Source organism: Roseibium sp. LAB1 (genome assembly GCF_054658235.1).
Window position 1 is genome coordinate 16,055 of sequence record NZ_BAAGIB010000001.1, and the last position, 23,409, is coordinate 39,463.

24 protein-coding genes are annotated in these 23,409 nt (G+C 57.1%); 6 read left to right on the forward strand and 18 right to left on the reverse strand.

Features of this window, described 5'->3' with window-relative positions:
• Positions 1-67: 67 nt before the first annotated feature.
• From ACYQ54_RS00080 to dusB, 7 genes are all read right to left on the reverse strand, one after another.
• The gene (locus ACYQ54_RS00080; protein WP_460078186.1) at positions 68-931 is read right to left on the reverse strand and encodes a D-amino-acid transaminase; all 864 of its coding nucleotides are present in this window, start codon (positions 929-931) and stop codon (positions 68-70) included.
• Positions 932-1,034: 103 nt separating this feature from the next.
• On the reverse strand, positions 1,035-2,411 hold the full coding sequence (gene trkA, locus ACYQ54_RS00085) for a Trk system potassium transporter TrkA (RefSeq protein ID WP_460078187.1): 1,377 nt from the start codon (positions 2,409-2,411) through the stop codon (positions 1,035-1,037).
• A 58-nt stretch (positions 2,412-2,469) separates the two neighbouring features.
• Complete coding sequence (ntrX, locus tag ACYQ54_RS00090) at positions 2,470-3,837, reverse strand: nitrogen assimilation response regulator NtrX (protein WP_460078189.1); 1,368 nt, start codon at positions 3,835-3,837, stop codon at positions 2,470-2,472.
• Complete coding sequence (locus ACYQ54_RS00095) at positions 3,827-6,091, reverse strand: sensor histidine kinase NtrY-like (RefSeq protein WP_460078190.1); 2,265 nt, start codon at positions 6,089-6,091, stop codon at positions 3,827-3,829. The genes ntrX and ACYQ54_RS00095 overlap by 11 nt, the downstream gene beginning before the upstream one ends.
• A 361-nt stretch (positions 6,092-6,452) precedes the next feature.
• Entirely contained in the window at positions 6,453-7,892 is a 1,440-nt protein-coding gene (gene ntrC / locus ACYQ54_RS00100; RefSeq protein WP_460078193.1) for a nitrogen regulation protein NR(I), read from the reverse strand.
• Between the two features lie 2 nt (positions 7,893-7,894).
• Complete coding sequence (locus ACYQ54_RS00105; RefSeq protein ID WP_460078194.1) at positions 7,895-9,034, reverse strand: two-component system sensor histidine kinase NtrB; 1,140 nt, start codon at positions 9,032-9,034, stop codon at positions 7,895-7,897.
• 8 nt (positions 9,035-9,042) lie between these two features.
• Entirely contained in the window at positions 9,043-10,047 is a 1,005-nt protein-coding gene (dusB, locus tag ACYQ54_RS00110; RefSeq protein ID WP_460078196.1) for a tRNA dihydrouridine synthase DusB, read from the reverse strand.
• 170 nt (positions 10,048-10,217) lie between these two features.
• On the opposite strand from dusB, the gene ACYQ54_RS00115 reads away from it, so the two are divergent.
• The 5 genes from ACYQ54_RS00115 to ACYQ54_RS00135 all read left to right on the forward strand — a co-directional run bounded on the left by ACYQ54_RS00115 (position 10,218) and on the right by ACYQ54_RS00135 (position 13,741).
• On the forward strand, positions 10,218-11,471 hold the full coding sequence (locus ACYQ54_RS00115; RefSeq protein WP_460078198.1) for a bifunctional 2-C-methyl-D-erythritol 4-phosphate cytidylyltransferase/2-C-methyl-D-erythritol 2,4-cyclodiphosphate synthase: 1,254 nt from the start codon (positions 10,218-10,220) through the stop codon (positions 11,469-11,471).
• A 6-nt stretch (positions 11,472-11,477) separates the two neighbouring features.
• Positions 11,478-11,987, forward strand: a complete 510-nt coding sequence (locus ACYQ54_RS00120) for a CinA family protein (RefSeq protein ID WP_460078200.1) — start codon at positions 11,478-11,480, stop codon at positions 11,985-11,987.
• A gap of 104 nt (positions 11,988-12,091) precedes the next feature.
• The gene (locus ACYQ54_RS00125) at positions 12,092-12,559 is read left to right on the forward strand and encodes a hypothetical protein (protein WP_460078202.1); all 468 of its coding nucleotides are present in this window, start codon (positions 12,092-12,094) and stop codon (positions 12,557-12,559) included.
• Between the two features lie 171 nt (positions 12,560-12,730).
• Positions 12,731-13,207, forward strand: coding sequence for a hypothetical protein (locus ACYQ54_RS00130; protein WP_460078203.1), 477 nt, complete (start codon positions 12,731-12,733; stop codon positions 13,205-13,207).
• A gap of 99 nt (positions 13,208-13,306) precedes the next feature.
• Positions 13,307-13,741: a hypothetical protein gene (locus tag ACYQ54_RS00135; RefSeq protein ID WP_460078206.1), complete on the forward strand. Its 435-nt coding sequence runs from the start codon at positions 13,307-13,309 to the stop codon at positions 13,739-13,741.
• 18 nt (positions 13,742-13,759) lie between these two features.
• Here ACYQ54_RS00135 and ACYQ54_RS00140 read toward each other — a convergent pair whose 3' ends face one another.
• The 11 genes from ACYQ54_RS00140 to ACYQ54_RS00190 all read right to left on the reverse strand — a co-directional run bounded on the left by ACYQ54_RS00140 (position 13,760) and on the right by ACYQ54_RS00190 (position 22,560).
• Positions 13,760-14,212 carry a type II toxin-antitoxin system RatA family toxin gene (locus ACYQ54_RS00140; RefSeq protein WP_460078208.1) on the reverse strand — a complete coding sequence of 151 codons (453 nt, stop codon included), beginning with the start codon at positions 14,210-14,212 and terminating at the stop codon, positions 13,760-13,762.
• 29 nt (positions 14,213-14,241) lie between these two features.
• Entirely contained in the window at positions 14,242-15,216 is a 975-nt protein-coding gene (gene lipA / locus ACYQ54_RS00145; RefSeq protein WP_460078210.1) for a lipoyl synthase, read from the reverse strand.
• Between the two features lie 56 nt (positions 15,217-15,272).
• Entirely contained in the window at positions 15,273-15,692 is a 420-nt protein-coding gene (locus ACYQ54_RS00150; protein ID WP_460078213.1) for an acyl-CoA thioesterase, read from the reverse strand.
• 3 nt (positions 15,693-15,695) lie between these two features.
• Positions 15,696-15,959, reverse strand: a complete 264-nt coding sequence (locus tag ACYQ54_RS00155; protein WP_460078215.1) for a hypothetical protein — start codon at positions 15,957-15,959, stop codon at positions 15,696-15,698.
• A gap of 39 nt (positions 15,960-15,998) precedes the next feature.
• Positions 15,999-16,238 (reverse strand): GlsB/YeaQ/YmgE family stress response membrane protein, encoded by a 240-nt coding sequence (locus ACYQ54_RS00160; RefSeq protein WP_460078218.1) that lies wholly within the window; start codon positions 16,236-16,238, stop codon positions 15,999-16,001.
• Between the two features lie 32 nt (positions 16,239-16,270).
• Positions 16,271-16,519 carry a GlsB/YeaQ/YmgE family stress response membrane protein gene (locus tag ACYQ54_RS00165; RefSeq protein WP_460078219.1) on the reverse strand — a complete coding sequence of 83 codons (249 nt, stop codon included), beginning with the start codon at positions 16,517-16,519 and terminating at the stop codon, positions 16,271-16,273.
• 181 nt (positions 16,520-16,700) lie between these two features.
• Positions 16,701-18,149: a dihydrolipoyl dehydrogenase gene (gene lpdA, locus ACYQ54_RS00170; RefSeq protein WP_460078222.1), complete on the reverse strand. Its 1,449-nt coding sequence runs from the start codon at positions 18,147-18,149 to the stop codon at positions 16,701-16,703.
• Positions 18,150-18,221: 72 nt separating this feature from the next.
• Positions 18,222-19,571 carry a pyruvate dehydrogenase complex dihydrolipoamide acetyltransferase gene (locus ACYQ54_RS00175; RefSeq protein ID WP_460078225.1) on the reverse strand — a complete coding sequence of 450 codons (1,350 nt, stop codon included), beginning with the start codon at positions 19,569-19,571 and terminating at the stop codon, positions 18,222-18,224.
• Between the two features lie 16 nt (positions 19,572-19,587).
• A complete protein-coding gene (locus ACYQ54_RS00180) occupies positions 19,588-20,979 on the reverse strand; it encodes a pyruvate dehydrogenase complex E1 component subunit beta (protein ID WP_460078227.1) in 1,392 nt (463 codons plus the stop codon).
• A gap of 14 nt (positions 20,980-20,993) precedes the next feature.
• Positions 20,994-22,043 (reverse strand): pyruvate dehydrogenase (acetyl-transferring) E1 component subunit alpha, encoded by a 1,050-nt coding sequence (gene pdhA, locus ACYQ54_RS00185; protein ID WP_460078229.1) that lies wholly within the window; start codon positions 22,041-22,043, stop codon positions 20,994-20,996.
• A gap of 175 nt (positions 22,044-22,218) precedes the next feature.
• Positions 22,219-22,560 carry an FtsB family cell division protein gene (locus ACYQ54_RS00190; protein WP_460078232.1) on the reverse strand — a complete coding sequence of 114 codons (342 nt, stop codon included), beginning with the start codon at positions 22,558-22,560 and terminating at the stop codon, positions 22,219-22,221.
• A 124-nt stretch (positions 22,561-22,684) separates the two neighbouring features.
• On the opposite strand from ACYQ54_RS00190, the gene ACYQ54_RS00195 reads away from it, so the two are divergent.
• The gene (locus ACYQ54_RS00195; RefSeq protein ID WP_460078234.1) at positions 22,685-23,341 is read left to right on the forward strand and encodes a protein-L-isoaspartate(D-aspartate) O-methyltransferase; all 657 of its coding nucleotides are present in this window, start codon (positions 22,685-22,687) and stop codon (positions 23,339-23,341) included.
• Positions 23,342-23,409 lie beyond the last annotated feature (68 nt).

Below are 23,409 nucleotides of genomic sequence, written 5' to 3' on the forward strand. Positions count from 1 at the left end.
ACCAGTCAAGACCGTCTGCCTCGGTCTGAAATAGTTTCGTTTTTTCGACCCAATAAGGCCAATCGAATCATACCGCCTGCAAATCAGTAGCAGTATGGAACAATTCGCGCAATCGGGTAGCCACCGATCCAGGATGACCGTTTCCGATAATCCTGCCATCCAAACGTGTCACCGGCATAACGACAGTGGTTGCTGCCGTTACGAAGGCTTCCTTTGCATCGAAAGCCTCTTCTAGGCTAAACGCTCTTTCCTCAAACGTCAGCCCTTCTTTTTGGACGAGTTCAAGAACCACGGCGCGCGTGATACCGCGCAAAATCCCGCTTTCGGCAGGTCGGGTAACCAGAACTCCATCCTTGGTGACGATCCAGGCATTCGTCGATCCGCCTTCGGTGACATTGCCGTCGGTATCCACATACCAGGCTTCCTTGCCACCCTGTTCCTTGGCGTTTTGCTTCGCCAGAACGTTCGGCAAAAGAGCGACGGTCTTGATATCGACACGTGGCCAGCGGTTCTCCGGGTAACTGACAACTGCAATTCCCTGTTCCGCCTGCGCCTTTGCGGCAGTCGGGCTGGACGAACGTGCCGTCACGACGATTGACGGGGCAACATGCTCCGGTGGGAAGAAATGATCACGTTTGGACACGCCACGTGTGACCTGAATATAGACCAATCCGTTGCGAACGAGGTTCCGCCGCACCACCTGATGCAGCACGAATTCCACGGCACTGCGAGACATCGGCCAATCGATACGCAGTTCACCCAAGGACCTGCCGAGACGATCCAGGTGTCGCGGAACGTCGACGATCTTGCCCTGCCAGACTTCACAGACTTCGTAAACGCCATCGGCAAACTGATAACCGCGGTCTTCAACATGCACCGCAGCATCGGCATGACGCACATACTGGCCGTTGACATAGGCAATCCGGCTCATGGTTCCTCCAGAACAGGATGGTTCGAAATGAACCAATTGGTATTTTTGAAAGTTTTGACCTTTCGGTCAGACAAATGCAAGGCCAGAAAGAAGCCAGTCAGCCTTAAAAGAAGTCAAGACTGACGCGGAACATCTGTTCCACCTGACGCACGCGGTTCGCAACCGCGAAGATCACGATACGGTCCTGAGCCTGGATCTGCAGGTCACCATTCGGCGTCAGCACCTCTCCACCACGGAAAACCGCACCGATCCGGATACCTGACGGAAGATCGATCACCCGCAGAGGTTTGCCCACAAGCGGCGACGTATCGAGTGCTTCAGCCTCGACAATTTCCGCGGCCCCGTTCTGCAGCGAATGAACGCCCCGGATACGGCCGCGGCGTACATGCTGCAGAATACGTGAGATAGTCACAGCGCGCGGGTTGATGAAAGCATCGATCCCGAGCGCATTGGCAAAGGCGGGGTAACTCGGATTGTTCAGAAGTGACAGCGAGCGTTTGCAACCGAGCTTCTTCGCCATGACCGAGGACAGAATGTTGACTTCATCCTCGTTGGTCAGAGCCACCATCGTATCGGCATCGCCAGCGTCCGCTTCATTCAGGATAGACTGATCCAGCGCACTGCCGTGGAGGATGACCGAGCGTTTCAATTCGTCGGCGACGGCCATGGCACGCTCGCGTGAGGCTTCAATCAACTTGATTTTCGTACCGGATTGACGCTGTTCGAGAGCCTTTGCAACGTAGAGACCGATGTTGCCCCCGCCGCAGATCACGACACGCGCGGCTTCCGGCTCTTCGTGCCCGAAAATGCTCAGCGTTCTGCGAACCTGGTCACGGCGGGCAACCACGTAGGCCAGGTCACCGGTCAGAATGGAATCACTGCTTTTGGGCACAAACAGGCGGTTGTTGCGGTAAAGCCCGACAACGACGGCGCCAAGATCGGGGAAGAGTTCGGTCAGCTGACGCAAGGGCGTGTCCACGACCGGGCAGTCTTCCTCGCACATGATCCCGACCACAACGACCTGATCGTCGGCGAAACGGACGGTTTCTACGGCGCCGGGCAGAGCCAGACGGCGCAGAACCATCTCCCCCACCTCGATTTCGGGCGAAATGATCACGTCGATCGGCATGTGGTCGCGCGAAAAGAGATTGCGCCACCGGCCCTGCAGATAAGACTGAGCCCGGATCCGGGCGACCTTGGTGGGCACATTGAAGAGCGAATGCGCCACCTGACAGGCCACCATATTGACCTCGTCATAGAGTGTGACGGCAACGATCATGTCAGCCTCTTCGGCGCCGGCCTGCGCCAGAACATCCGGATGCGCGCCATGGCCGACAAAACCACGCACGTCCAGCTGGTCGCCAATGGCGTTGATCAGCTGCGGAGAGGAATCGATCACGGAAACGTCGTTCTGTTCCGCAGCCAGACGTTCGGCAATGCCGTAGCCCACCTGCCCCGCGCCGCAAATCACGATTTTCATGGAAAGATCCCTTTCCCGCCTTGCCGTTACCTATCGCGTCCCGAAAAACTGAAGTGTCTCAGGTCATGCCCAAGGTTTTCAGCTTCCGGTGAAGCGCAGACCGTTCCATACCGACAAATTCGGCAGTTCGCGAGATATTACCGTCAAATCTCTTGATCTGTGCCTGCAGATATTCACGCTCGAAGATTTCCCTGGCCTCGCGCAAGGGCACAGACATCAAGTGTTCACCCGTGCCGGACGTCGGCAGGCTCGGCAGGGTCTCACCGATTTCGGCAGGTAGCAGATCGGCGGTAATCGTGCTGTCCGGATCACCACGGCTAAGGATCATCAGGCGCTCGACGTTGTTGCGCAACTGGCGCACGTTACCTGGCCAGTCGTGTGTTTGCAGCACTGCCATGGCATCATCGCCGATCGGCCGTTTCGGGATACCGGACGCGCCAGAAATCTGATGCATGAAATGGTGCACCAGAACAGGAATGTCCTCGCGCCGCTCGGCAAGTCCAGGCACCCGCAGGGGAACAACGCTCAGCCGGTGATACAGATCCTGCCGGAAAAGGCCCGAGGCGATGTGCTCTTCAAGGTTTTTCGACGTCGAAGACAGAATGCGGATATCGACCTGTACCTTCTGGGTGCCGCCGACGCGGGCAAAACTCTGTTCGACGAGAACCCGAAGGATCTTTCCCTGGGTCTCGGCCGGCATGTCGGCCACTTCATCGAGGTAGAGCGTGCCGCCGTGGGCTTCTTCAAGGGCACCGATCTTGCGAAGATTGCCGTTTTCATCCTCGATGCCGAACAGTTCTTCTTCCATTCGCGAGGGTGTGATCGTTGCGGCATTCAGCACCACAAAAGGGCTTTTGGCCCGGGGCGACATGTCGTGAATCATCCTGGCCGCGCGCTCCTTGCCGGCACCTGAAGGCCCGACGATCAGGATGCGGCTGTTCGTTCCGGCAATCTTCTGAATGGTTTGCCGCAGGTTATGCGCAGCAGAAGAATTGCCGATAATATCGCTGGTTTCACCGCTGCGCTGTTTCAGGTCGCGGATTTCGCGCTTCATGCTCGAGGCTTCCAGCGCCCGCTCAACGATATGGACCAGTCGATCTGCCTTGAATGGTTTTTCGATATAATCGTAGGCACCCCGCTTGATGGCGGAGACAGCGGTTTCGATATTTCCGTGGCCGGATATGATCACAACGGGCATTTCCGGGTCGGTTTCGCGGAAGATATCGAGAAGCGCCAATCCATCGAGGCGGCTTCCCATCAGCCATATATCCAGGATCACGAGCGACGGTTTGCGCTCCTTCACCGCAGCAAGGGCGCTGTCGGAATCGTGTGCGGTCCGGGTACCGTAGCCGTCATCATCAAGAATGCCGGCGATCATCTCGCGAATATCGGTTTCGTCGTCTACGACTAGAATATCATGCGCCATGGGCAGTCACAGTCTGGTTTTGCAGGTCGGTCTCCGGCTCGATCTCGGCTTGAGCTGCCAAGGTCAGTCGAACGAGCGTGCCCGTGTCCTCAGGGTTGGTTTTGGGGGCGTCGAGCAACTCGATGCCTCCGCCGTGGTCTTCCAGGATCTTGCGGACGATGGCCAGGCCAAGGCCAGTCCCTTTCTCCCGGGTTGTCATATAAGGTTCCAATAGCCGGCTGCGATTTTCTTCCGGCAGACCGATGCCATTATCAATGACGTCAATCACGATCCGGCCGCTACCGTCATCCGCTTCACCGCGCAGATGCACGGTCACCTTGCCTTTTGGCAAATCGTCGCCTGTCCGTGCGCTCACGGCCTCGGCGGCGTTCTTGACGACGTTGGTCAAGGCCTGGCCAACGAGACGAGCATCGAAGACAGCCTTGACGGGGCTGGATGGCACATCCGCGGTCACGCTGATTTCCGGATTCGCGACCGATTGCATGAAGGCGGCGTCGCGCACGGCTTCTCGCAGATCACCCGGCGTCTTCTTGGGCTTGCGCATGCGAGCAAAGGAAGAGAATTCGTCCACCATCTGGCCGATATCGCCAACCTGCCGCACAATCGTATCAATGCACTGATCGAAAACCTCACGGTCCTCCTCGATGCGTTTGCCATAACGGCGGCGGATGCGTTCGGCCGAAAGCTGGATCGGCGTCAAAGGGTTTTTGATTTCATGTGCAATGCGCCGGGCAACATCCGCCCAAGCAGAATTGCGCTGTGCAGACACAAGATCGGTAATGTCGTCCAGCGTGACCACAAAGCCGTGTTCACGGCGTGTCGACTGCTCCCGGGTGATGCGCACGTTGATGCTGCGCAGCCGCCCGCCCCGCGTGATCTCGATCTGGGTTTCGGGAAGTTTTTCGTTGTCGTTCTTCAGCACGGCGGAAATGCAGTCGTAGAGTTCGGGAACCACTTCGACCAGTGACTTGTTCAGGATCTGAACTTCATCGAGCTGCAGCAACTCAAGCGCAGACCGGTTGATCAGCATGATGGAAGCTTCGTCGTCCACGCCGATAACGCCGGTAGAAACACCGGATAGCACGGCTTCGTTGAACCGCCTGCGCCTGTCGATCTGCTCGTTTGCAGCCAGCAAAGCGTCCCGTTGTCCCAGAAGCTGTCCGGTCATCTTGTTGAAGGTCTCACCAAGATTTGCCAGGTCTCCGCCAGACTTTTCGGTTGGCACCTTGACGACAAGATTGCCTTTGGACACTTCGTCAGCCGCCGATATCAGCGTTCGGATAGGCGACACAAGCCGGTTGGCAAAGCCGAATCCGATCCAGATCGCCGACAGAAGCAACACAAGGGCAACGCCCAGATAGACCAGCGCAAAGGCAACTTGAACGCCGAAGCGGCTGTTCTCCATTTGCTGATATTGGGAGGCACCAGTTTCGGCGAGACGAAGATATTCGACAACTCGAGGATCTATCGCACGCACGGCGTAGAGATAGAAATTGTCATAGGCCGACAGTTTCATGACACCGCCGACAAGATTGGAACTTCCAGGTGCGATCAGGATCGGATCCCCTGATTTTGCCTTGAAGAAACTGTCTGCAGGCGGCAGCGGTACTTCCGCATTCGGATCCAGTACGACGCGGGTAACGACCTCACCGTTCTCGTTCAAAATGAAGGCCGCGAGAATACCGCGCAAGGATACCTGTGTTGAAAAGAACTGGTCAAAGCGAGTCGGCTCGAATTCATAGACTGCCTTCGCCCGGTCGATATCGTTGGTCATGGCAATCAGATCGCCACGAAGAACCCTGGCATGCTCCTGAAGATACGCCTGCGCAACAGTGAGGGCATTATCGATAATCTGGCGGGTACGGTCCTCGAACCAGCGATCAAGGCCGCGGTCAAGCGTTATGGCGGCAAGAATGGCCATCAGCACCGCCGGCACGGCCGCAACGACGCTGAAAAGGGCAACAACGCGCACATGAAGTCGTGCAGCAGCCCGTCCGCGCCTGCGCGCTTGCCAGAGTTTCAGGATTTCGAAGGCGATCACACCAACGAGAATCGCGGCCAGCGCGCCGTTGATGGTCATCGCAACCGTGATGACATCCCTCGTCGGATCGATGGAAGTCAAACCCATCAGAATGACAAAGGTGACGCCGATGGAGACGAGCGCCAGCAGAATGATCGCAAGTCCCATCCGCCGCCAGAATTTGCCGGCGGCGCTTGATTGAGCGACTGGTTCTTGTACCGCTTCCAGTATCATTCGGTCTCTTTTTGTCTTCCGCCTTCCAAATGCGGATAGTCACCTCTATTTGCGGCAAACTTATCACACAATGTTGCGAAATTGCGACAGACCCGAAGATGCGTTGAAAAATTGCGGTGGACAGGCCAAAAGCTCAAACTATTTAATTGAAATTATTAATGTTTTCACGAAAGTTCGTTTATTGGATCACTCGCTCTGACAGGGATTTTACCGCAGAAAAGCGCGGCCGGATAGGCGGATACTCGTACTGTCCGCTCGCACGTGATTCACCACCAAGTTCGCATCTCCCCTGTTCGATACAAAAAAGCGGACAGACCTCGAGATCTGCCCGCCACATCGTTCCAACGATCCTGTAGAGAGACTATCGGGTGGACCGCATCACCTGGATATCGAGATCCCGGATCTTCTTGCGCAGCGTGTTCCGGTTGACCCCGAGCAGTTCAGCCGCCTTGATCTGGTTCCCTCGCGTAGCCGCAAGCGCAGCACTGATCAGCGGATATTCCACCTCCCTCAGAATGCGGTGGTAGAGCCCAGGTGGCGGCAAGGCATCGCCAAACGTGTCGAAGTAACCGGAGAGATAGCGCTCGACAGAACCGCCGAGATTGATGGTCTCCTGCGTTTCCTCTTCCATCGGAGAAACCGATGGCTGGCTCAGTTCCTGTTCCAGCAGGTTTTCACTGATCACATCCTGCGGATAAAGCGCAGCCAAGCGACGGACGAGGTTTTCCAGCTCTCGCACGTTTCCAGGCCAGCGATACCGGCGCAGCAAGTTGAGGGCTCCCTGGTCGATCTGCTTTGCCGGCAGCCCTTCCTTTTCAACGAGCGTAAAGAAATGCCGCACCAGATCCGGAATGTCCTCGACGCGTTCGCGCAGTGGCGGCAAGCGGATCGGCACCACATTCAGCCGGAAATAGAGGTCTTCTCGGAACAGGCCCTGATTGATCAGGTGCCTCAGATCCTTGTTGGTGGCGGCGATGATGCGGACATCGGTCTTGATCGGGGTGCGCCCCCCGACCGTGGTGTATTCGCCCTGTTGCAATACGCGGAGCAGCCGCGTCTGCGCTTCCATAGGCATGTCGCCGATTTCGTCCAGAAACAACGTGCCACCATCCGCCTGCTCAAATCGGCCCGAGCTACGGTTCTGCGCACCGGTAAAGGCCCCCTTCTCGTGACCGAACAGCTCGGCTTCGATGAGATCCCTGGGAATGGCCGCCATGTTGATGGCGACAAACGGACCGTTGCGCCGTTTGCCGTAGTCATGAAGCGCGCGCGCGACAAGTTCCTTGCCGGTGCCGGATTCGCCGTTGATCATGACCGTCAGGTCGGTCTGCATCAGCCGCGCAAGAACCCGGTAGATCTCTTGCATGGCCGGAGATCGTCCGACCAGGGGCATGCCCTCGCCCGCATCGTCCAGGTCGACCGCCGGCCGTTTCTTCGGCTCTTCCAGCGCACGCTGGACAATGCTGGTCAACTCCTTCAGGTCGAACGGTTTGGGCAAATATTCATATGCCCCCTTCTCCGAGGCCTTGATGGCCGTCATGAAGGTGTTCTGCGCGCTCATGACCAGAACCGGCAACTCCGGCCTCATCTTCTTCATGCGCGGCAGCACATCGAAGATATTTTCATCCGGCATGACCACATCGGTGATCACCAGGTCGCCATCGCCGGAAGAGACCCATCTCCAGAGCGTTGATGCATTGGAGGTCAGCCGCACCGTATAACCGGCCCTGGACAGGGCCTGGTTGAGAACGGTGCGGATGGCTGCGTCGTCGTCTGCAACTAAAATCGTGCCCGTCGGCATGGTTACTCGGTTCCTCTGCTGGTCCGGTCGGACGAAGCCGTACCGGCGCCCGTGAATGCAGGCATCAGAATGCGGAAAACGGTTTTCTGGCGCTGGCTGTCGCACTCGATAACACCGCCATGGTCGCCAATAATCTTGGCAACGAGTGCAAGACCCAGGCCCGAGCCATTGGTCTTGGTAGTGATAAAAGGTTCAAACAGATGCGGAAGCAGGTCTTCCGGCACGCCTGGACCGTTGTCCTGGACACAGAATTCCAGCGGCAGGCTGACCTTCTCGTCGGTTCCGGGAACGGATAGACGCACACCCGGTCGAAAGGCCGTCGAAACGCGTATTTCGCCGTCTGGATCGTCGCCAATCGCTTCGCTGGCATTCTTGATCAGGTTCAAGAACACCTGAATGAGCTGATCCTTGTTGGCGTAGACCGGCGGCAGCGACGGATCGTAGATTTCCACGATACGCTTGCCCCTGGCAAAGCCTGAATCCGACAGACGCTTCACATGGTCCAGCACCACGTGAATGTTGACCGGCTCCCGCTCGATCGGCCTCTCGTCGGAAAAGACCTCCATCCGGTCGACCAGTTTCACGATCCGGTCGGTTTCATCCATGATCAGACGCGTAAGCGCGCGGTCTTCTGCGGGTACCGACTGTTCGATCAACTGAGCCGCGCCGCGAATACCCGACAACGGATTCTTGATTTCGTGAGCCAGCATCGCGGCAAGGCCGGTCACGGTCCGCGCCGCTCCCCTGGAGGTCAGCTGCCTGTCGATCTTTTCGGCCATGGTGCGTTCCTGGAACATCAGCACCACGGCGCCGGGCCGTTCGGCAACCGGTGCAGCGTTGATGTCCACGACCTTCGGAGCGCCGATCCGCGGGGAACCGATGTCGACCTTGTATTCATTGACCGGCGCGCTGCGTTCACGCACCTGCTCGATCAAGGTCAGCAAGGGGCTGCCGAAAGGAACAAAATCGCTGATCGGATGGCGACGAAGCACAGACACACTGGAGCGCATGAAAATTTCGGCAGCCATATTGGCCGACTCGATCACGCCGTCCGGTGCGACCAGAAGCACCGGGTGCGGCAAGGCATCAAGTATGGTTGGCCCGTCACTGGCGAGTGCGGCCGTTCGGCCTGTCTGAGACATTGTGTCCTTCAAGCTGCTGTCCGTTTGTTCGAGGAAGAAAGCCAGTCGCTTGCGAGTCGAATGACCTCCGACGGCTGATTGGAAGTCATGAGGGTCTTGCGAACCGGTCCGGGAATGTCTGACGCACTCAAGGGTGCTGCTTCGTCCAGATACCAACCGAGATGCTTGCGTGCGATGCGAACGCCTTGACGCTCGCCGTAGTGGCTCAAGACGGCCTCGTAATGTTCCGCAACAAGCTCGGCGAATTCAGCACCCTGTGGTGCCTCCAGCCGTTCGCCAGTCATCAGAAAATGGCCAATGTGACCGGGCAGCCATGGCCGTCCATAGGCACCCCGGCCGATCATCACACCGTCCGCACCGGAAAGCTGCAGCATACGCAAGGCATCTTCGAAGCTCTTGCAATCGCCATTGGCGATCAAAGGAACTGAAATCGCCTCTTTAACAGCGGCAATCGCGCGCCAATCGGCGTTGCCCTTGTAGAATTGGCAACGGGTGCGCCCGTGAACGGTGATCAGTTGCACACCAGCAGCTTCTGCGCGGCGAGCCAGATCCGGTGCATTCAGGCTCCGGTCATCCCAACCAAGGCGCATTTTCAGCGTCACCGGAATGTCCACCGCCGCGACCGTGGCGTCGATCAGCGTCAGGGCATGATCCAGATCCCGCATCAAGGCAGATCCCGAGTAACCGGAAGTCACCTTCTTTGCGGGGCATCCCATATTGATATCGATTACATTAGCGCCAAGATCTGCAATGACCTTGGCGGCCTCGCCCATCCAGCGAGCTTCGCGCCCTGCAAGTTGCACAACATGGAGCCCCTTGTCTTGTGCTTCAGCACGCATCTGAGTTTCGGCATCGCCTTTGACAAAGGATTCGCTTGCGACCATTTCGCTGACGACCATGCCTGCACCATATCGGGCAGCCAGCCGACGGAAAGGAAGATCGGTCACGCCGGACATCGGCGCGAGCACTGCCGGGTTTGCGAGTTGATACCGGCCAATCGTGAGCGTTTTCATAGACGGCGACACAGCGTCTCTTTTCTGCTTATTGACTGTGCAGATTCATAATTGCCTATATTGTAGACAAGTTTCGCAATGCAACAAGTCAAAATTTGCGGTCCGAACAGGTTCCTAGGTAAAGACGGTTCAAAGCTGACGGTTTGATGCAGACCAAAAGGAGCCCGTTGATGACAAAAACCGCTGCCGCCCTAGTCGTTGCCGCAGGGCGTGGCACCCGTCTTGCGGGCTCCGACAATGCGTTACCCAAGCAATACAGGCCGTTGGCTGGCCGTCCGGTGTTGAGCCATACACTGAATGCACTCGGGAATCATCCCCGGATACGCCGTGTGGTAACCGTCATCCATCCCGACGATGTGGGGCATTTTTCAAAAGCCACGACAGTCGTGGATCCAGACTGTGCTTTAAAGATGGGGCCTGCCGTCTTTGGAGGTGCGACCAGGCAGCAATCGGTGTTCGCGGGTTTGAAAGCCCTCGCTCTCGAAGGATTTGATTTTGTCCTGATCCACGATGCGGCGCGGCCATTTCTTCCTGCAGCAGTGATCGACAGATTGCTTGACCGGCTGGACGCAGGCGACGAAGGAGTGCTTGCCGCCGTACCGGTTGCCGATACTTTGAAAAAAGCCGACCAATCCGGCAACTCGATCGAAACAGTCGACAGAACCGGGCTCTGGGCCGCGCAGACACCACAGGCTTTTTCCCTTCAGCGCATTCTAGCAGCACACGAAAAGGCGATCGCGGCCAAAAAACTTGATTTCACTGATGACACCGGCCTTGCGGAATGGGACGGGATGACCATTGTCCTGACGGAGGGAGATCCCGCTGCTTTCAAGATCACAACCGCCGCCGACCTCCGGCGCGCGGAACAACATGCCGAGTTTCAACAAATGTCCACTGCCCCCACCTCTCTCCCGCCGCTCTCGGAGCTTGCTGATGTCAGAACCGGGATCGGATATGACGTCCATGCCTTTGAAGACGGTGAGGCCGTCATATTGGGCGCGGTTGCCATTCCGCACGCCCGCAAGCTCAAGGGACATTCGGACGCGGATGTGGTGCTGCACGCCATCACCGACGCAACGCTGGGTGCCATTGGCGATGGTGACATCGGTCAACATTTTCCACCGAGCGACCCGCAGTGGAAAGGCGCTTCTTCCGACAGGTTTCAACAGGATGCCTTGCGCCGGCTATCCGAGCGCGGCGGCAGACTGGCACATATCGATGTCACCATTGTGTGCGAAGAACCAAAGATAGGTCCGCATCGCGAGGCAATTCGCACTTCCGTTGCCGGGATTTGCTCCGTACCTGTATCACGGGTTTCCATCAAGGCGACGACGTCGGAACGCCTGGGCTTTACCGGCCGGAAGGAAGGCATCGCAGCCCTGGCCAGCGTGACCGTTCGTCTGCCCTTCCAGGACGAGGACTAGACTTCGATGACCGAAACATCTCCAAACAATCTGGAAGAACTTGCACCGTTGACGATCGCAGTGCTGGACGGGTTGATATCTGCCGAGAAAATGGTGACAACGGCGGAATCCTGCACTGGCGGACTGATCTGCGCGGCGCTTACGGAAATTTCGGGGTCTTCAGCGGCTGTCGACCGAGGTTTCGTTACTTATTCCAATGAAGCGAAGATCGAGATGCTTGGCGTTCCGAAGGAGCTGATCGACGCACACGGCGCAGTCAGCAAGAAAGTTGCAATAGCAATGGCGGAAGGTGCTCTTGCCCGCTCCAGGGCGGATATCGCGGTCTCCGTCACCGGTATTGCTGGACCAGGCGGAGGAAGTGCTGAAAAACCGGTCGGCACTGTTCATATCGCGGTAGCAGCACGGAACCGGCCGACTGATCATGTTCATTGCTGGTTTGCGGACAATGGCAGGCAATCGATCCGCTTGGCGACCGTCAGAACTGCGCTTACATCGATTTTAAATGCAATTTCCTGAGTAAATGCTCATTAACGCTCGCAGGAGTTCGCGCTGGGCTTCCGCTTGGTCATATGTATATTCCGGACAACTTGACCTGAACGTAACTCAAGATCCGATCCTATATGATAAAACCGGCGACCCTTCTGGCTGCATTTTTGTGCGCAAGCTCCACTGCAATTGCAGGCGCAATTCCCAAGCCCGGCGATTTCTACCTGATCTCGCGCGACCGCAGTGGGCATTTTGTGGGCAGCCACAAACTGTTCACGGATTATTCCCGCGGGTTGAACAAGGTGTCCTATTGCGAGCGTAACTATTTCGTGCGCAGTCATTCCGTTGCCTGGACGCAGGTCGAAGCGGAACGCGGCAACACCGTTCAGGTAGAATTCAACTTCGGTCGTGGATGGCGGCCAATCTGCGGCAATCCCGAGAGACAGGTCAAGCTCGAGGATATCGGCATCACCTTGAGTGCACAGGATCTGCTTGCGACGTCGGACGAGCCAGTGGCGCCACAAAGCCGGCTTTCCGCGATCGGTGCAATTTTCCAGAACGACAAGATTGGAAACAGCCACGGCACATATCACACACGCTGAGCGCTGATGTGTATTTCCAGGAATTCGGCAGAATTCTGCGTATAATCGCACCGTTTAAAGTTTTAATAAAAACTATTTCCCTTACGAAATCACTTTTACAAACACTTGCCGTATGGTCACCATAAGCAGGAACCAATACGCGAAATGATTTCGCGGTTAAGGAAACGGGATATGTTAATCCAACGTGCGCTTCTTGCAGCAAGCGCCCTTGTCCTTGCCGGCACCAACGCGCTTGCCGGCAATGCTGCGCTGAAGCCGGGCGATACCTATATTATATCCCGCGACCGCAATCAGCTGTTCCGCGGCTCCCACCGCATCTATGACCGGATGGCGGACGGCCTGGTTGAAGTCCAGTATTGCGGGAGATCCTATTGGGTACGATATGCAACCGTTGCCTGGACACAGCTTGAAGTCCAGCAGGAATACGAAGTTCGGGTTGAGTTCAATCGTGGCAAAGGCTGGCGCCCGATCTGCAACCATCCGGAAGAACAAGTGACTTTGGAAGACCTCGGTGTTCAGGACGATCCGCGTCTTGTCGTTCAGAACGATGGATCGTCGGTCAAGCGGGTTAACCGCTTTGCCGTCATCCGCGAAGCCTTCAAAACAACTGGTGGTGAAAACGCCGCCAAGTCGTATCACGGCAACTGATATAAGCCGGCACCGGGCCGGTAAGGCTCGGGTAAGCTGGTGAGCTTAGACTTTCAACGAGAACAGGTGACAGAAACGCACAGAAAAAAGGACCCTGACATGAAACGCGCTCTCGCGTTCCTCGCCACTCTGACAGCCGCTGGTATCTCAGTTACCGGCAGCGCCCACGCTCAGAGTGATTTTTATATCAGGTCCCAGTATTCCAACGGCACGTTTACCGGTTTCCACGAAATCCTGACAAAACCGAAAGAGGGCTACTACGAAGCCCGCTATTGTGACCGTACCTTCTGGGTCTCCTCGAACACCGTTATCTGGACGGAAGAAGAGGCCGCAGCAGGTCGGAATCTCATCGTGGAGGAAAACGTCGGCTCCAGCCGCACACCCGTCTGCACCGACTACACTTCTTTCGCAACGCTTGAAAGCCTTGGGTTGAAGAAGAAGGAAATCGAGCAGATCCGTCGGAGGGCTGAACCCGTCGACATGCAGTCGAGCCGCATTCGCATCATTCGCGACGCCTTCAAACAGTTCAAATAAAACCTGGGAACGGCTCGGTCAGGTCCCGTAGACCTGGTCTGCACGGGCTTCAAAGGCGCTGGAAAACTTCCTGAATGCCTTTTCGAACATGACCCCCATGAGAGACCCGAGCGTACGACTGCGGAATTCGTAGGAAATATAGAATCCGACAATGCAGGTGCCCTCGCCTGTGTCCGCGAAAGTCCACCTGTTTTCCAGGTGCTTGAAGGGCCCATCCAGATATTCCACCAGGATCGTCCGCTCCTGCGGTCGCAGTTCGACACGGCTGGTGAAGGTTTCCTTGAATAGCTTGTAGGCGACCGTCATGTCGGCAACCAGTACCGTCCGTCCGCCATCAAGCTCCTTGCGGCCACGCACATGCAAATCCTGGCAAAGCGGCACGAACTCGGGATAGCGCTCAACATCGGCAACAAGGCGGAACATCTCGTCCGCCTTGTGATTGACCTTATGGTCGGATGAAAAACTGGGCATAAGGTGTCCAGTGTCCTGTTGCGTTGGCGCTAGTGGCCGAGTTTTGCTTTCCGGGCTGCGCGAAGATCCGCGAAATCTTCACCCGCATGGTGAGACGACCGCGTCAGCGGGCTGGCTGATACCTTCAGGAAACCCTTCGCGTAGGCTATGCGCTCATAACCTTTGAACTCTTCGGGTGTCACGAAGGACACAACCGGGTGATGCTTTTTCGACGGTTGCAGATATTGGCCAACCGTCAGAAAATCGACATCGGCGGCTCTGAGGTCGTCCATCAGCTGGAGCACCTCATTACGCACTTCCCCCAGCCCGACCATGATACCGGACTTGGTGAACATTTCCGGATCCAGTTCCTTGACCTTCTGAAGAAGGCGGATCGAATGGAAATAACGGGCGCCCGGGCGCACGGTCAGATACTTAGACGGCACGGTTTCCAGGTTGTGATTGAACACATCCGGCTTTGCGGCCACGACGATTTCAAGAGCACCGTCCTTGCGCAGGAAATCGGGCGTCAGAACCTCGATGGTGGTCGTCGGTGCTGTCTTGCGTATGGCAGTGATGACATCGCCAAAATGCCGTGCGCCGCCATCGTCCAGATCGTCCCGGTCGACCGAAGTGATAACCACATGCTCAAGGCCCATGGCGGCAACGGCATCCGCAACACCCTGGGCTTCCTTCGGATCGACAGGACCGGGCATGCCCGTACGAACATTGCAGAAGGCGCAGGCACGCGTACAGGTGTCGCCAAGGATCATGAAGCTGGCATGTTTTTTCGACCAGCATTCACCGATATTCGGGCACCCCGCTTCTTCGCAGACCGTGACGAGATTGTTCTCGCGCACGACATTCTGCGTTTCGCGATAGACCGGTGATGTCGGTGCCTTGACGCGGATCCAGTGCGGCTTGCGCTGGATAGGATTGTCCGGACGGTGAGCCTTTTCCGGATGGCGCGGGCGCGCTTCGGATTGCTGCTGCGGGCGATTGAGCGTGTCGACGATCGTAACCATGGGCCTTAAGTGTCGTTATTCCGGTGAAAGGTCAAGACGGATTAGTGTTGAGCCAGCTATGTGCTTAACGCAGGCCCGGTCAGTTCCTGTAGTCGTTTCCTTGCGTGTTCCGAAAGCGGCTGAGACTTGCGCGTGCTCTCGTTCATCTGGACGATTACCGTGACAGCCTGTGCCACCGCCCTGCCATCCTGAAATACCTTCTGGAACAGCTTGAACGAGCTGCGTCCGACGTCAAGCACTGCGGTTCCGATCTCTACATCGCCCGGCCAATTGACCTCCGCCAGGAAGTCCAGTTCCAACCGCGCGATCACGAAAGCTGCGCCATCGTCTGCCAGTGCGTCATTGTAGAGCAGCTCGACACGGCCGGTTTCCAAAAACGTGGCGAAAACGGCGTTGTTGACGTGTCCCTGCCGGTCCGTATCTCCGTAACGAAGCTTGTCGGCTGCCCGAAGCGGGAATTGGTCTGGTGACTCCATTCGTCAATTCGCTTCCGATTGCCCCAAAGGCTCATCGGAGGAAGATGACCCGGGAAATCTGGTTCTGATGCGCTTGTACAAATCCACGATAGGCAGAAGACAAAAAATGACGATAAACGATAGTTCAATACCAACAGTAATAGCGCCCACAACAAGGACTATTGCGGCAGGTACCAAAAATAAACGGCTGAAAATCGTATTACGGAAAATTGCTCCGTAGAAAATTAGAAAAAGATATATTGAAACTTCAATTCCCTGACCCGTCATCCAATAAACTCCTGTCCTCGCCGGCTCATTCCCATCAGGTCACCGAAACATCTTCTTCCAGATGAACAGGAACAGGATCGAGCCTAGAACGGCGATGATCAGCCGATCGAGAATCCCGCCGGTCACATGCAGGTTGAGAAGTGAGGCGAGTTCACCACCGACCAGTGCTCCAACAAGGCCGACAACCAGACTACCGAGAAAACCGCCGCGGCTGTTCAGCACCCGGTGTGCAACGGCACCCGCAATCAGGCCGATGATGATTGTGATGATCCACCCCATCGCGGGCTCCTATTTCATCCGAGCAAGATTTCTCAGGCGATCAAGCGCGCCAGAAGAACGACGACAATCGCACCGACAGCTGCCACAACAATCTCATTCACGTAGGCATTGCCGAGATTGACGTTGATGCCGGCGAGCTTGAACAGAAAGCCCCCGACGAAAGCGCCGATTAGACCACTGACGAGGTAACGGACCAGACCACCGCCACCAACGACGACGCTTGCCAACCAGCCGGCGATGATACCGATGGCTACCCAGATCAGAATTGCTTTCACATCCATGACTGAAGACTCCTTTCAGCCTGTTCCCCAAACGGTCTCAAGTTACCCATTTCGGAAGAGGCGTCCAGCACCGATGTCCAGAATTTGCCTTCGGCTTGACGCAGCCGTTGTGAATGTCGTCGGCGCGAAGGTGAGACGGTCGGATCGGCCCCGGCACTTTTTGTCCGGGGCCGACCGGGAATCAGGCATTCAGAACCTTGCCATAGGCGTCGAGCACCGATTCCTTCATCATTTCCGAAAGTGTCGGATGCGGGAAGATCGTGTGCATCAGTTCTTCTTCTGTCGTCTCGAGGTTCATGGCGACCACAAAGCCCTGAATGAGTTCGGTCACTTCGGCGCCACACATATGAGCACCGAGAAGCTCTCCGGACTTCTTGTCGAAAATGACCTTGATCATTCCGTTGTCTTCGCCGAGCGCGATGGCCTTGCCGTTTGCGTTGAACATGTAGCGTCCAACGCGAATTTCACGCCCATGCTCCTTTGCCTTTGCCTCGGTCAGGCCAACAGAAGCAACCTGCGGGTTGCAGTAGGTGCACCCCGGAATCTTGCGATGATCCATCGCATGAACGCCAGGAACACCCGCAATCTTTTCGATGCAGATCACACCTTCATGTTCAGCCTTGTGAGCGAGCATCGGCGGGCCGGCAACATCGCCAATGGCGTAGATGCCAGGCACGTTGGTACGGCCATACTCATCGATGACGACACAGCCACGATCAGTTTTTACGCCGAGTGCTTCCAGACCGATATTTTCGATATTGCCCTGAACGCCGACAGCGGAAATCAGGTGGTCAGCCGTAATCTGGCTCACCTTTCCGTCCTTGGTCTCAACATGGGCAGTTATGGAATTTGCCGCCTTGTCGACCTTGGTCACCTTGGCTTCGGTGATGATCTTGAGGCCACGTTTCTCGAGCGCTTTGCGTGCGAATTTCGAGATTTCCTCGTCCTCGACCGGCATCACGTTGGCCATCAACTCGACAACAGTAACGTCAACACCCATCGAACGATAGAAGGACGCGAACTCAATGCCGATAGCACCGGAGCCCATGACCACCAGGGACTTCGGCATCTTGGCCGGCTTCATGGCTTCGAAATAGGTCCAGATAAGTTTGCCGTCTGGTTCGATACCCGGCAGCGCACGTGGACGTGCACCGGTCGCCACGATGATATGCTTGGCGGTGTAGGTACCTTCGCCCTTCACACCTTTCGGGACTGGATTCTGGGGTTCGACGACCGGTTTGGAAGATTTTCCGACCGAGACTTCCCCCGGTTTGGTGAGCTTGGCTTCACCCCAGATCACGTCGATCTTGTTCTTCTTCATCAGGAAGCCGACGCCCCCGTTCAACCTGGCGGAAACGCCTCGAGAACGGGCAACGACATCCTTGACGTCCGCCTTCATGGTACCGTCCAGGGTCAGCCCAAAGCTCTTGGCATGGTTGGCGTGATCCAGGATTTCAGCCGAGCGCAGCAGCGCCTTTGTCGGAATACAGCCCCAGTTGAGGCATATGCCGCCCAGGTGCTCGCGTTCGACAATCGCAGTCTTGAAGCCCAGCTGGGCGGAGCGGATAGCGGTTACGTAACCACCCGGCCCTGAGCCGATGATGATTACGTCGTAATTGGTATCAGCCATGGTGTTGTTCCCCGGCGATTGAAGTCATCGATTGAAAACGGCGCGGCGTTGCCGCCGCGCCGGAGATGAGGCTTAAACCAGCATACTCATCGGATTTTCGATGTAGCCCTTGAAGGCGGCGAGCAGTTCGGCGCCAAGCGCACCGTCCACGCAGCGGTGGTCGGTTGAGAGCGTTACGCTCATGACCGTGGCGACCGCGAGTTCGCCATTCTTCACAACAGGGCGTTTTTCGCCGGCGCCAACGGCCAGGATGGTCGCGTGCGGCGGGTTGACGACGGCCGAGAAGTTCTTCACGCCCATCATGCCCATGTTGGAAACTGCTGTGGTGCCGCCCTGATACTCTTCAGGCTTCAGCTTCCGCTCTTTCGCCCGCTTTCCGTAATCCTTCATTTCGTTGGAAATGACAGACAGAGGCTTTTCCTCCGCCCGGCGGATGATCGGCGTGATCAGACCACCCGGGATGGAAACGGCAACACCAACATCCGCATGCTTGTGCATGACCATGTTGTCGTCGGTCCAGGAGACATTGGCATCCGGCACATCGCGCAACGCCAAGGCCAGCGCCTTGATTGTCATGTCGTTGACGGAGAGCTTGTAGGCCGGCTTGCCTTCCTTGTCTTTGGCAGCAGCATCGTTGAGCTGGGCCCTGAGGGCCAACAACGCATCGAGTTCACAGTCCACGGAGACATAGAAGTGCGGAATGGTCTGCTTGGACTCGGTGAGACGCTTTGCGATGGTCTTGCGCATGCCATCGTGTGGCACAAGCTCGTAGCTGTCCTTGTCGAACAGTTTCAGAACCTGTTCCGCGGACGGACCGGTTGCCAGAGCCGGTGCAGCGGCTGCGGCCTTCGGAGTTTCGGCAGCAGCAGCGGCAGGTGCAGCCTTGCCTGTTCCTGCAGCCAGAGCTGCCTCGATGTCGCGCTTGACGATACGACCGTGCGGACCGGAACCGGAAAGCGATTTCAGGTCGAGACCATTCAGCTGGGCAAGACGCCGCGCAAGCGGCGACGAGAAAATGCGCTCGCCACCTTCCGTTTTCGGAGCCGGGACCGGATCCGTGGCCGCCTTGGCACCGACCTCGATCGCCGGAGAGCTTTCGGGCACGGCAGGAACCTTGTCACCACCGGACGAGGCCGCAGGAGCAGAACCACCGGATGTGTCAATGGCGCTGGCATCCTCGCCGTCCTCCAGAAGCACGGCGATCAGTTCGTTGACCTTCACACCGGCAGTTCCCGCCGGCACGACGATCTTTCCGACCGTGCCTTCGTCAACCGCTTCGACTTCCATCGTGGCTTTGTCGGTTTCGATCTCGGCGATCACATCGCCCGCCGAAACCTGATCGCCTTCCTTGACCAGCCACTTGGCCAGGTTGCCCTCCTCCATGGTCGGAGAAAGGGCCGGCATGGTAATATTGATTGGCATGTCCGTCTCCCTGGCCTCAGGCGGTGTAGGTCACTGCTTTGACCGCATCGATGACTTCGCCAACGTTGGGCAGAGCCAGCTTTTCAAGGTTCGCAGCATAAGGCATCGGAACATCCTTGCCGGTCACGCGCAGGATCGGGGCGTCGAGATAATCGAAGGCCTTTTCCTGAACCTGATAGGCAATTTCCGAAGACACCGAACACATCGGGTAGGCTTCTTCAACCGTGACGACCCGGCCAGTCTTGCGCACCGACGCCAGCACCGTGTCGATGTCCAGCGGCCGGATGGTCCGCAGGTTGATGACTTCGGCGGAAATACCCATGCCCGCCAGCTCTTCTGCGGCCTTCATGGTGTAGGTCATGCCGATGCCCCAGGAAACCAGGGTCACGTCGGTACCACCACGCTCCACCTTGGCCTTGCCGATCGGCAGGACGAAATCGTCCATGTCCGGGATCTCGAAGGAATGTCCGTAGAGGATTTCGTTTTCCAGGAAGATGACCGGGTTCGGATCGCGGATGGCAGCCTTCAGAAGACCTTTTGCGTCCGCCGCGGAATAAGGCTGCACCACCTTCAGGCCGGGCACATGAGCATACCAGGATGCATAATCCTGAGAGTGCTGCGCGCCGACGCGAGCCGCGGCACCGTTAGGTCCACGGAAAACAATCGGCGCGCCCATCTGTCCGCCTGACATGTAAAGCGTCTTGGCGGCGGAGTTGATGATCTGGTCGATCGCCTGCATGGCGAAGTTGAATGTCATGAACTCGACGATCGGTTTCAGCCCCGACATCGCTGCCCCGACCCCAAGACCGGCAAAGCCGTGTTCGGTAATCGGCGTATCGATAACGCGCTTTGCGGAAAACTCGTCGAGCAGGCCTTGGGTGATCTTGTAGGCACCCTGGTATTCGGCAACCTCTTCACCCATGACGAAGACGTCCGGATCGCGGCGCATTTCCTCGGCCATGGCGTCACGCAAGGCTTCGCGTACGGTAGAGGACTTCATCGATGTACCGGCCGGAATTTCCGGATCTTCGGCAGTCTCGGGTGCAGGAGCTGCCGGTGTCGGCGCAGAAGCAACAGCAGGTGCGCTCGGCGCTTCGTTGGCAGCCGGAGCCGGAGCGGCGGCGGCAGGTGCGGATGCAGCGGAATCGATAGCGCTGGCGTCTTCACCTTCGGCCAGGAGAACGGCGATCTTCTCGTTCACCTTGACGTTGTCGGTTCCTTCGGCAACCAGGATCTTTCCAAGCGTGCCTTCATCGACCGCCTCGACTTCCATGGTGGCCTTGTCGGTTTCGATTTCGGCGATCACATCGCCTGCGGAAATGGTGTCACCTTCGGCTTTCAGCCACTTGGCGAGCTTGCCTTCTTCCATTGTCGGCGAAAGCGCCGGCATCAAAATGTCAATCGGCATGTTGTCCCCCGGCCTTAGAGCAGAATGTCGGTGTAAAGTTCAGACGCATCCGGTTCCGGATCCGTCTGGGCAAATTCGGCAGCTTCGGCAACCCGGGCACGAACATCCTTGTCGATGGCCTTCAGGTCGTCTTCCGAGGCCCACCCTTTGTCCATGAGGCGCGCACGCACCTGCTCGATCGGGTCGTGCTCGGTCCGCATCTTCTGGACTTCGTCCTTGGAGCGGTATTTTGCCGGATCCGACATGGAATGGCCGCGGTAGCGGTAGGTGATCATCTCGAGAATGAACGGCCCCTTGCCTTCACGGCACCATTCCAGTGCCTCGGCGGAGGCAGCCTTGACGGCGCGTACATCCATGCCGTCGACCTGCTTGCCCGGAATGCCGAAAGAGGCGCCGCGCTGGGAGAGGTCCGTGGTGGCGGATGCCCGGGCAACGCTGGTGCCCATGCCGTACTTGTTGTTCTCGACAACATAAACGACAGGCAGCTTCCAAAGCTCGGCCATGTTGAAGCTCTCGTAGACCTGGCCCTGGTTGGACGCACCGTCTCCGAAGAAGGCCATCGCGACATTGCCGTTTTCGCGGTATTTGTTGGCAAAGCCGAGACCGGTACCGAGGGGCACCTGCGCACCGACGATGCCATGGCCGCCATAGAAATGCTTCTCCTTGGAGAACATGTGCATGGAGCCGCCCTTGCCCTTCGACAAGCCACCGCGACGACCGGTCAATTCCGCCATCACGCCTTTCGGATCGAGATCCATCGCCAGCATGTGGCCGTGATCCCGGTAACCGGTGATCATCTGATCGCCGTCTTTCTTGGCCATCTGCATACCGACGACGACAGCTTCCTGTCCGATATACAAATGACAAAATCCGCCGATGAGGCCCATACCGTACAATTGTCCGGCTTTTTCCTCAAAACGGCGGATCAGAAGCATTTCGCGGTATGCGTGAAGTTCTTCGTCCTTATCGAACTCGGCGATCGCAGGCTTCGCCTTCTTGGCGGAGCTGCGGGTCCGGCTGGTGCTCTTGGAGCTAGCGGAAGTGGTCTTTGATGCTGTGGCCATAACCCTCATCTCGGCGTGACGTTTCCCCTAAGATAGGTAGGAGCAACTTATCCGGTTGGGTCTGTCAATCCAATCCACACATCTCGCACTGCAACAAATACATCAACGCTTTGTTTTGGCTATATAATTTAATGTTTAACTGATTTCTTGTTAATTGAGCAAAATAAACCGAAATTCAGTTCATGCTGTAACGATGCCCCGGTCGCAGAACTACAAGCTCGTCAGGATGCACAAGATTGAGATTGAGCCTTGCCCGTTCATCCAGCATGTCGGGATCGAGGCTCTCGGGCCGAAGCAGGCTGACCTTGGCAACCAGTTCCTGGCGTTGCGCTGTCAGGACAGCCAGCTCTCCCTCCAGCTCGGAAACCTGGCGCTCGATCATAGCCCGACCGACCATACCGAGCTCACCGCTCATGGCGTGAAAGCCAAAATAGCCAAGCGCCGCGATAGCGATCGCGGGCGTGATCAGACGACGAAGAAAAGACTGTTTTCGCTGACGGGTAGCTGCTCGGGGCACTCTTTGGACCTTAACGCTGATACACTGGCCTCTTGGTTCCCCTACTATGCGGTCTTAGGTTTAATAGAATCTTGAGACGACCAATCAAATGCACGGTAAATTTGTGTCATGCAGGAGCTGCGCCATGGATCAATTCGCAACTGCGCGCTCGGAAATGATTGATAGGCAACTGCAAAGTCGCGGCATTAGCGACGAGCGGGTTCTGGCTGCCATGGCCAGAGTGCCGCGCCACCTTTTTGTCCCAAAAGCTGAGCAGCCTCGCGCCTACTGGGACGGCCCGCTATCCATCGGGCATGACCAGACAATATCCCAGCCTTATGTGGTGGCCCTCACCTGCGAACTCCTTGAAATCGGCGAAAACGCGAAGGTTCTCGAAGTTGGTGCCGGGTCAGGCTACGCGGCAGCCGTGCTTGCAGACCTGGCACAAAAAGTCATCACCCTCGAGCGCCTTCCGGAACTTGTCCAGCTCGCCCGGGACAATCTGCTAAAGGCCGGTTGCAGCAATGTTGAAGTCATGTGCACTGACGGTACTCTCGGCTGCCCGGTCGAAGCTCCCTTCGATGCCATTGCCGTTGCCGCAGGTGCGCCGGCTGTTCCCGATTCACTCAAAAAGCAACTCAAGGTTGGAGGACGACTTGTCGTTCCGGTCGGCCGCTCCAGGCGATTGCAGGACCTGATCCGGGTGTTGCGGACTTCCGAAACAGAGTTCCAGGTGGAGAATCTTGGTGCAGTCGCTTATGTGCCACTTGTAGGGGCGGAAGGCTGGTCGGACGGGGATTGAGGTCCGAATGTTGCTCAACAAGTATCAGATAGATTGGCTCCAAGGCCAGGCCTGGCGGCAGCAACCAG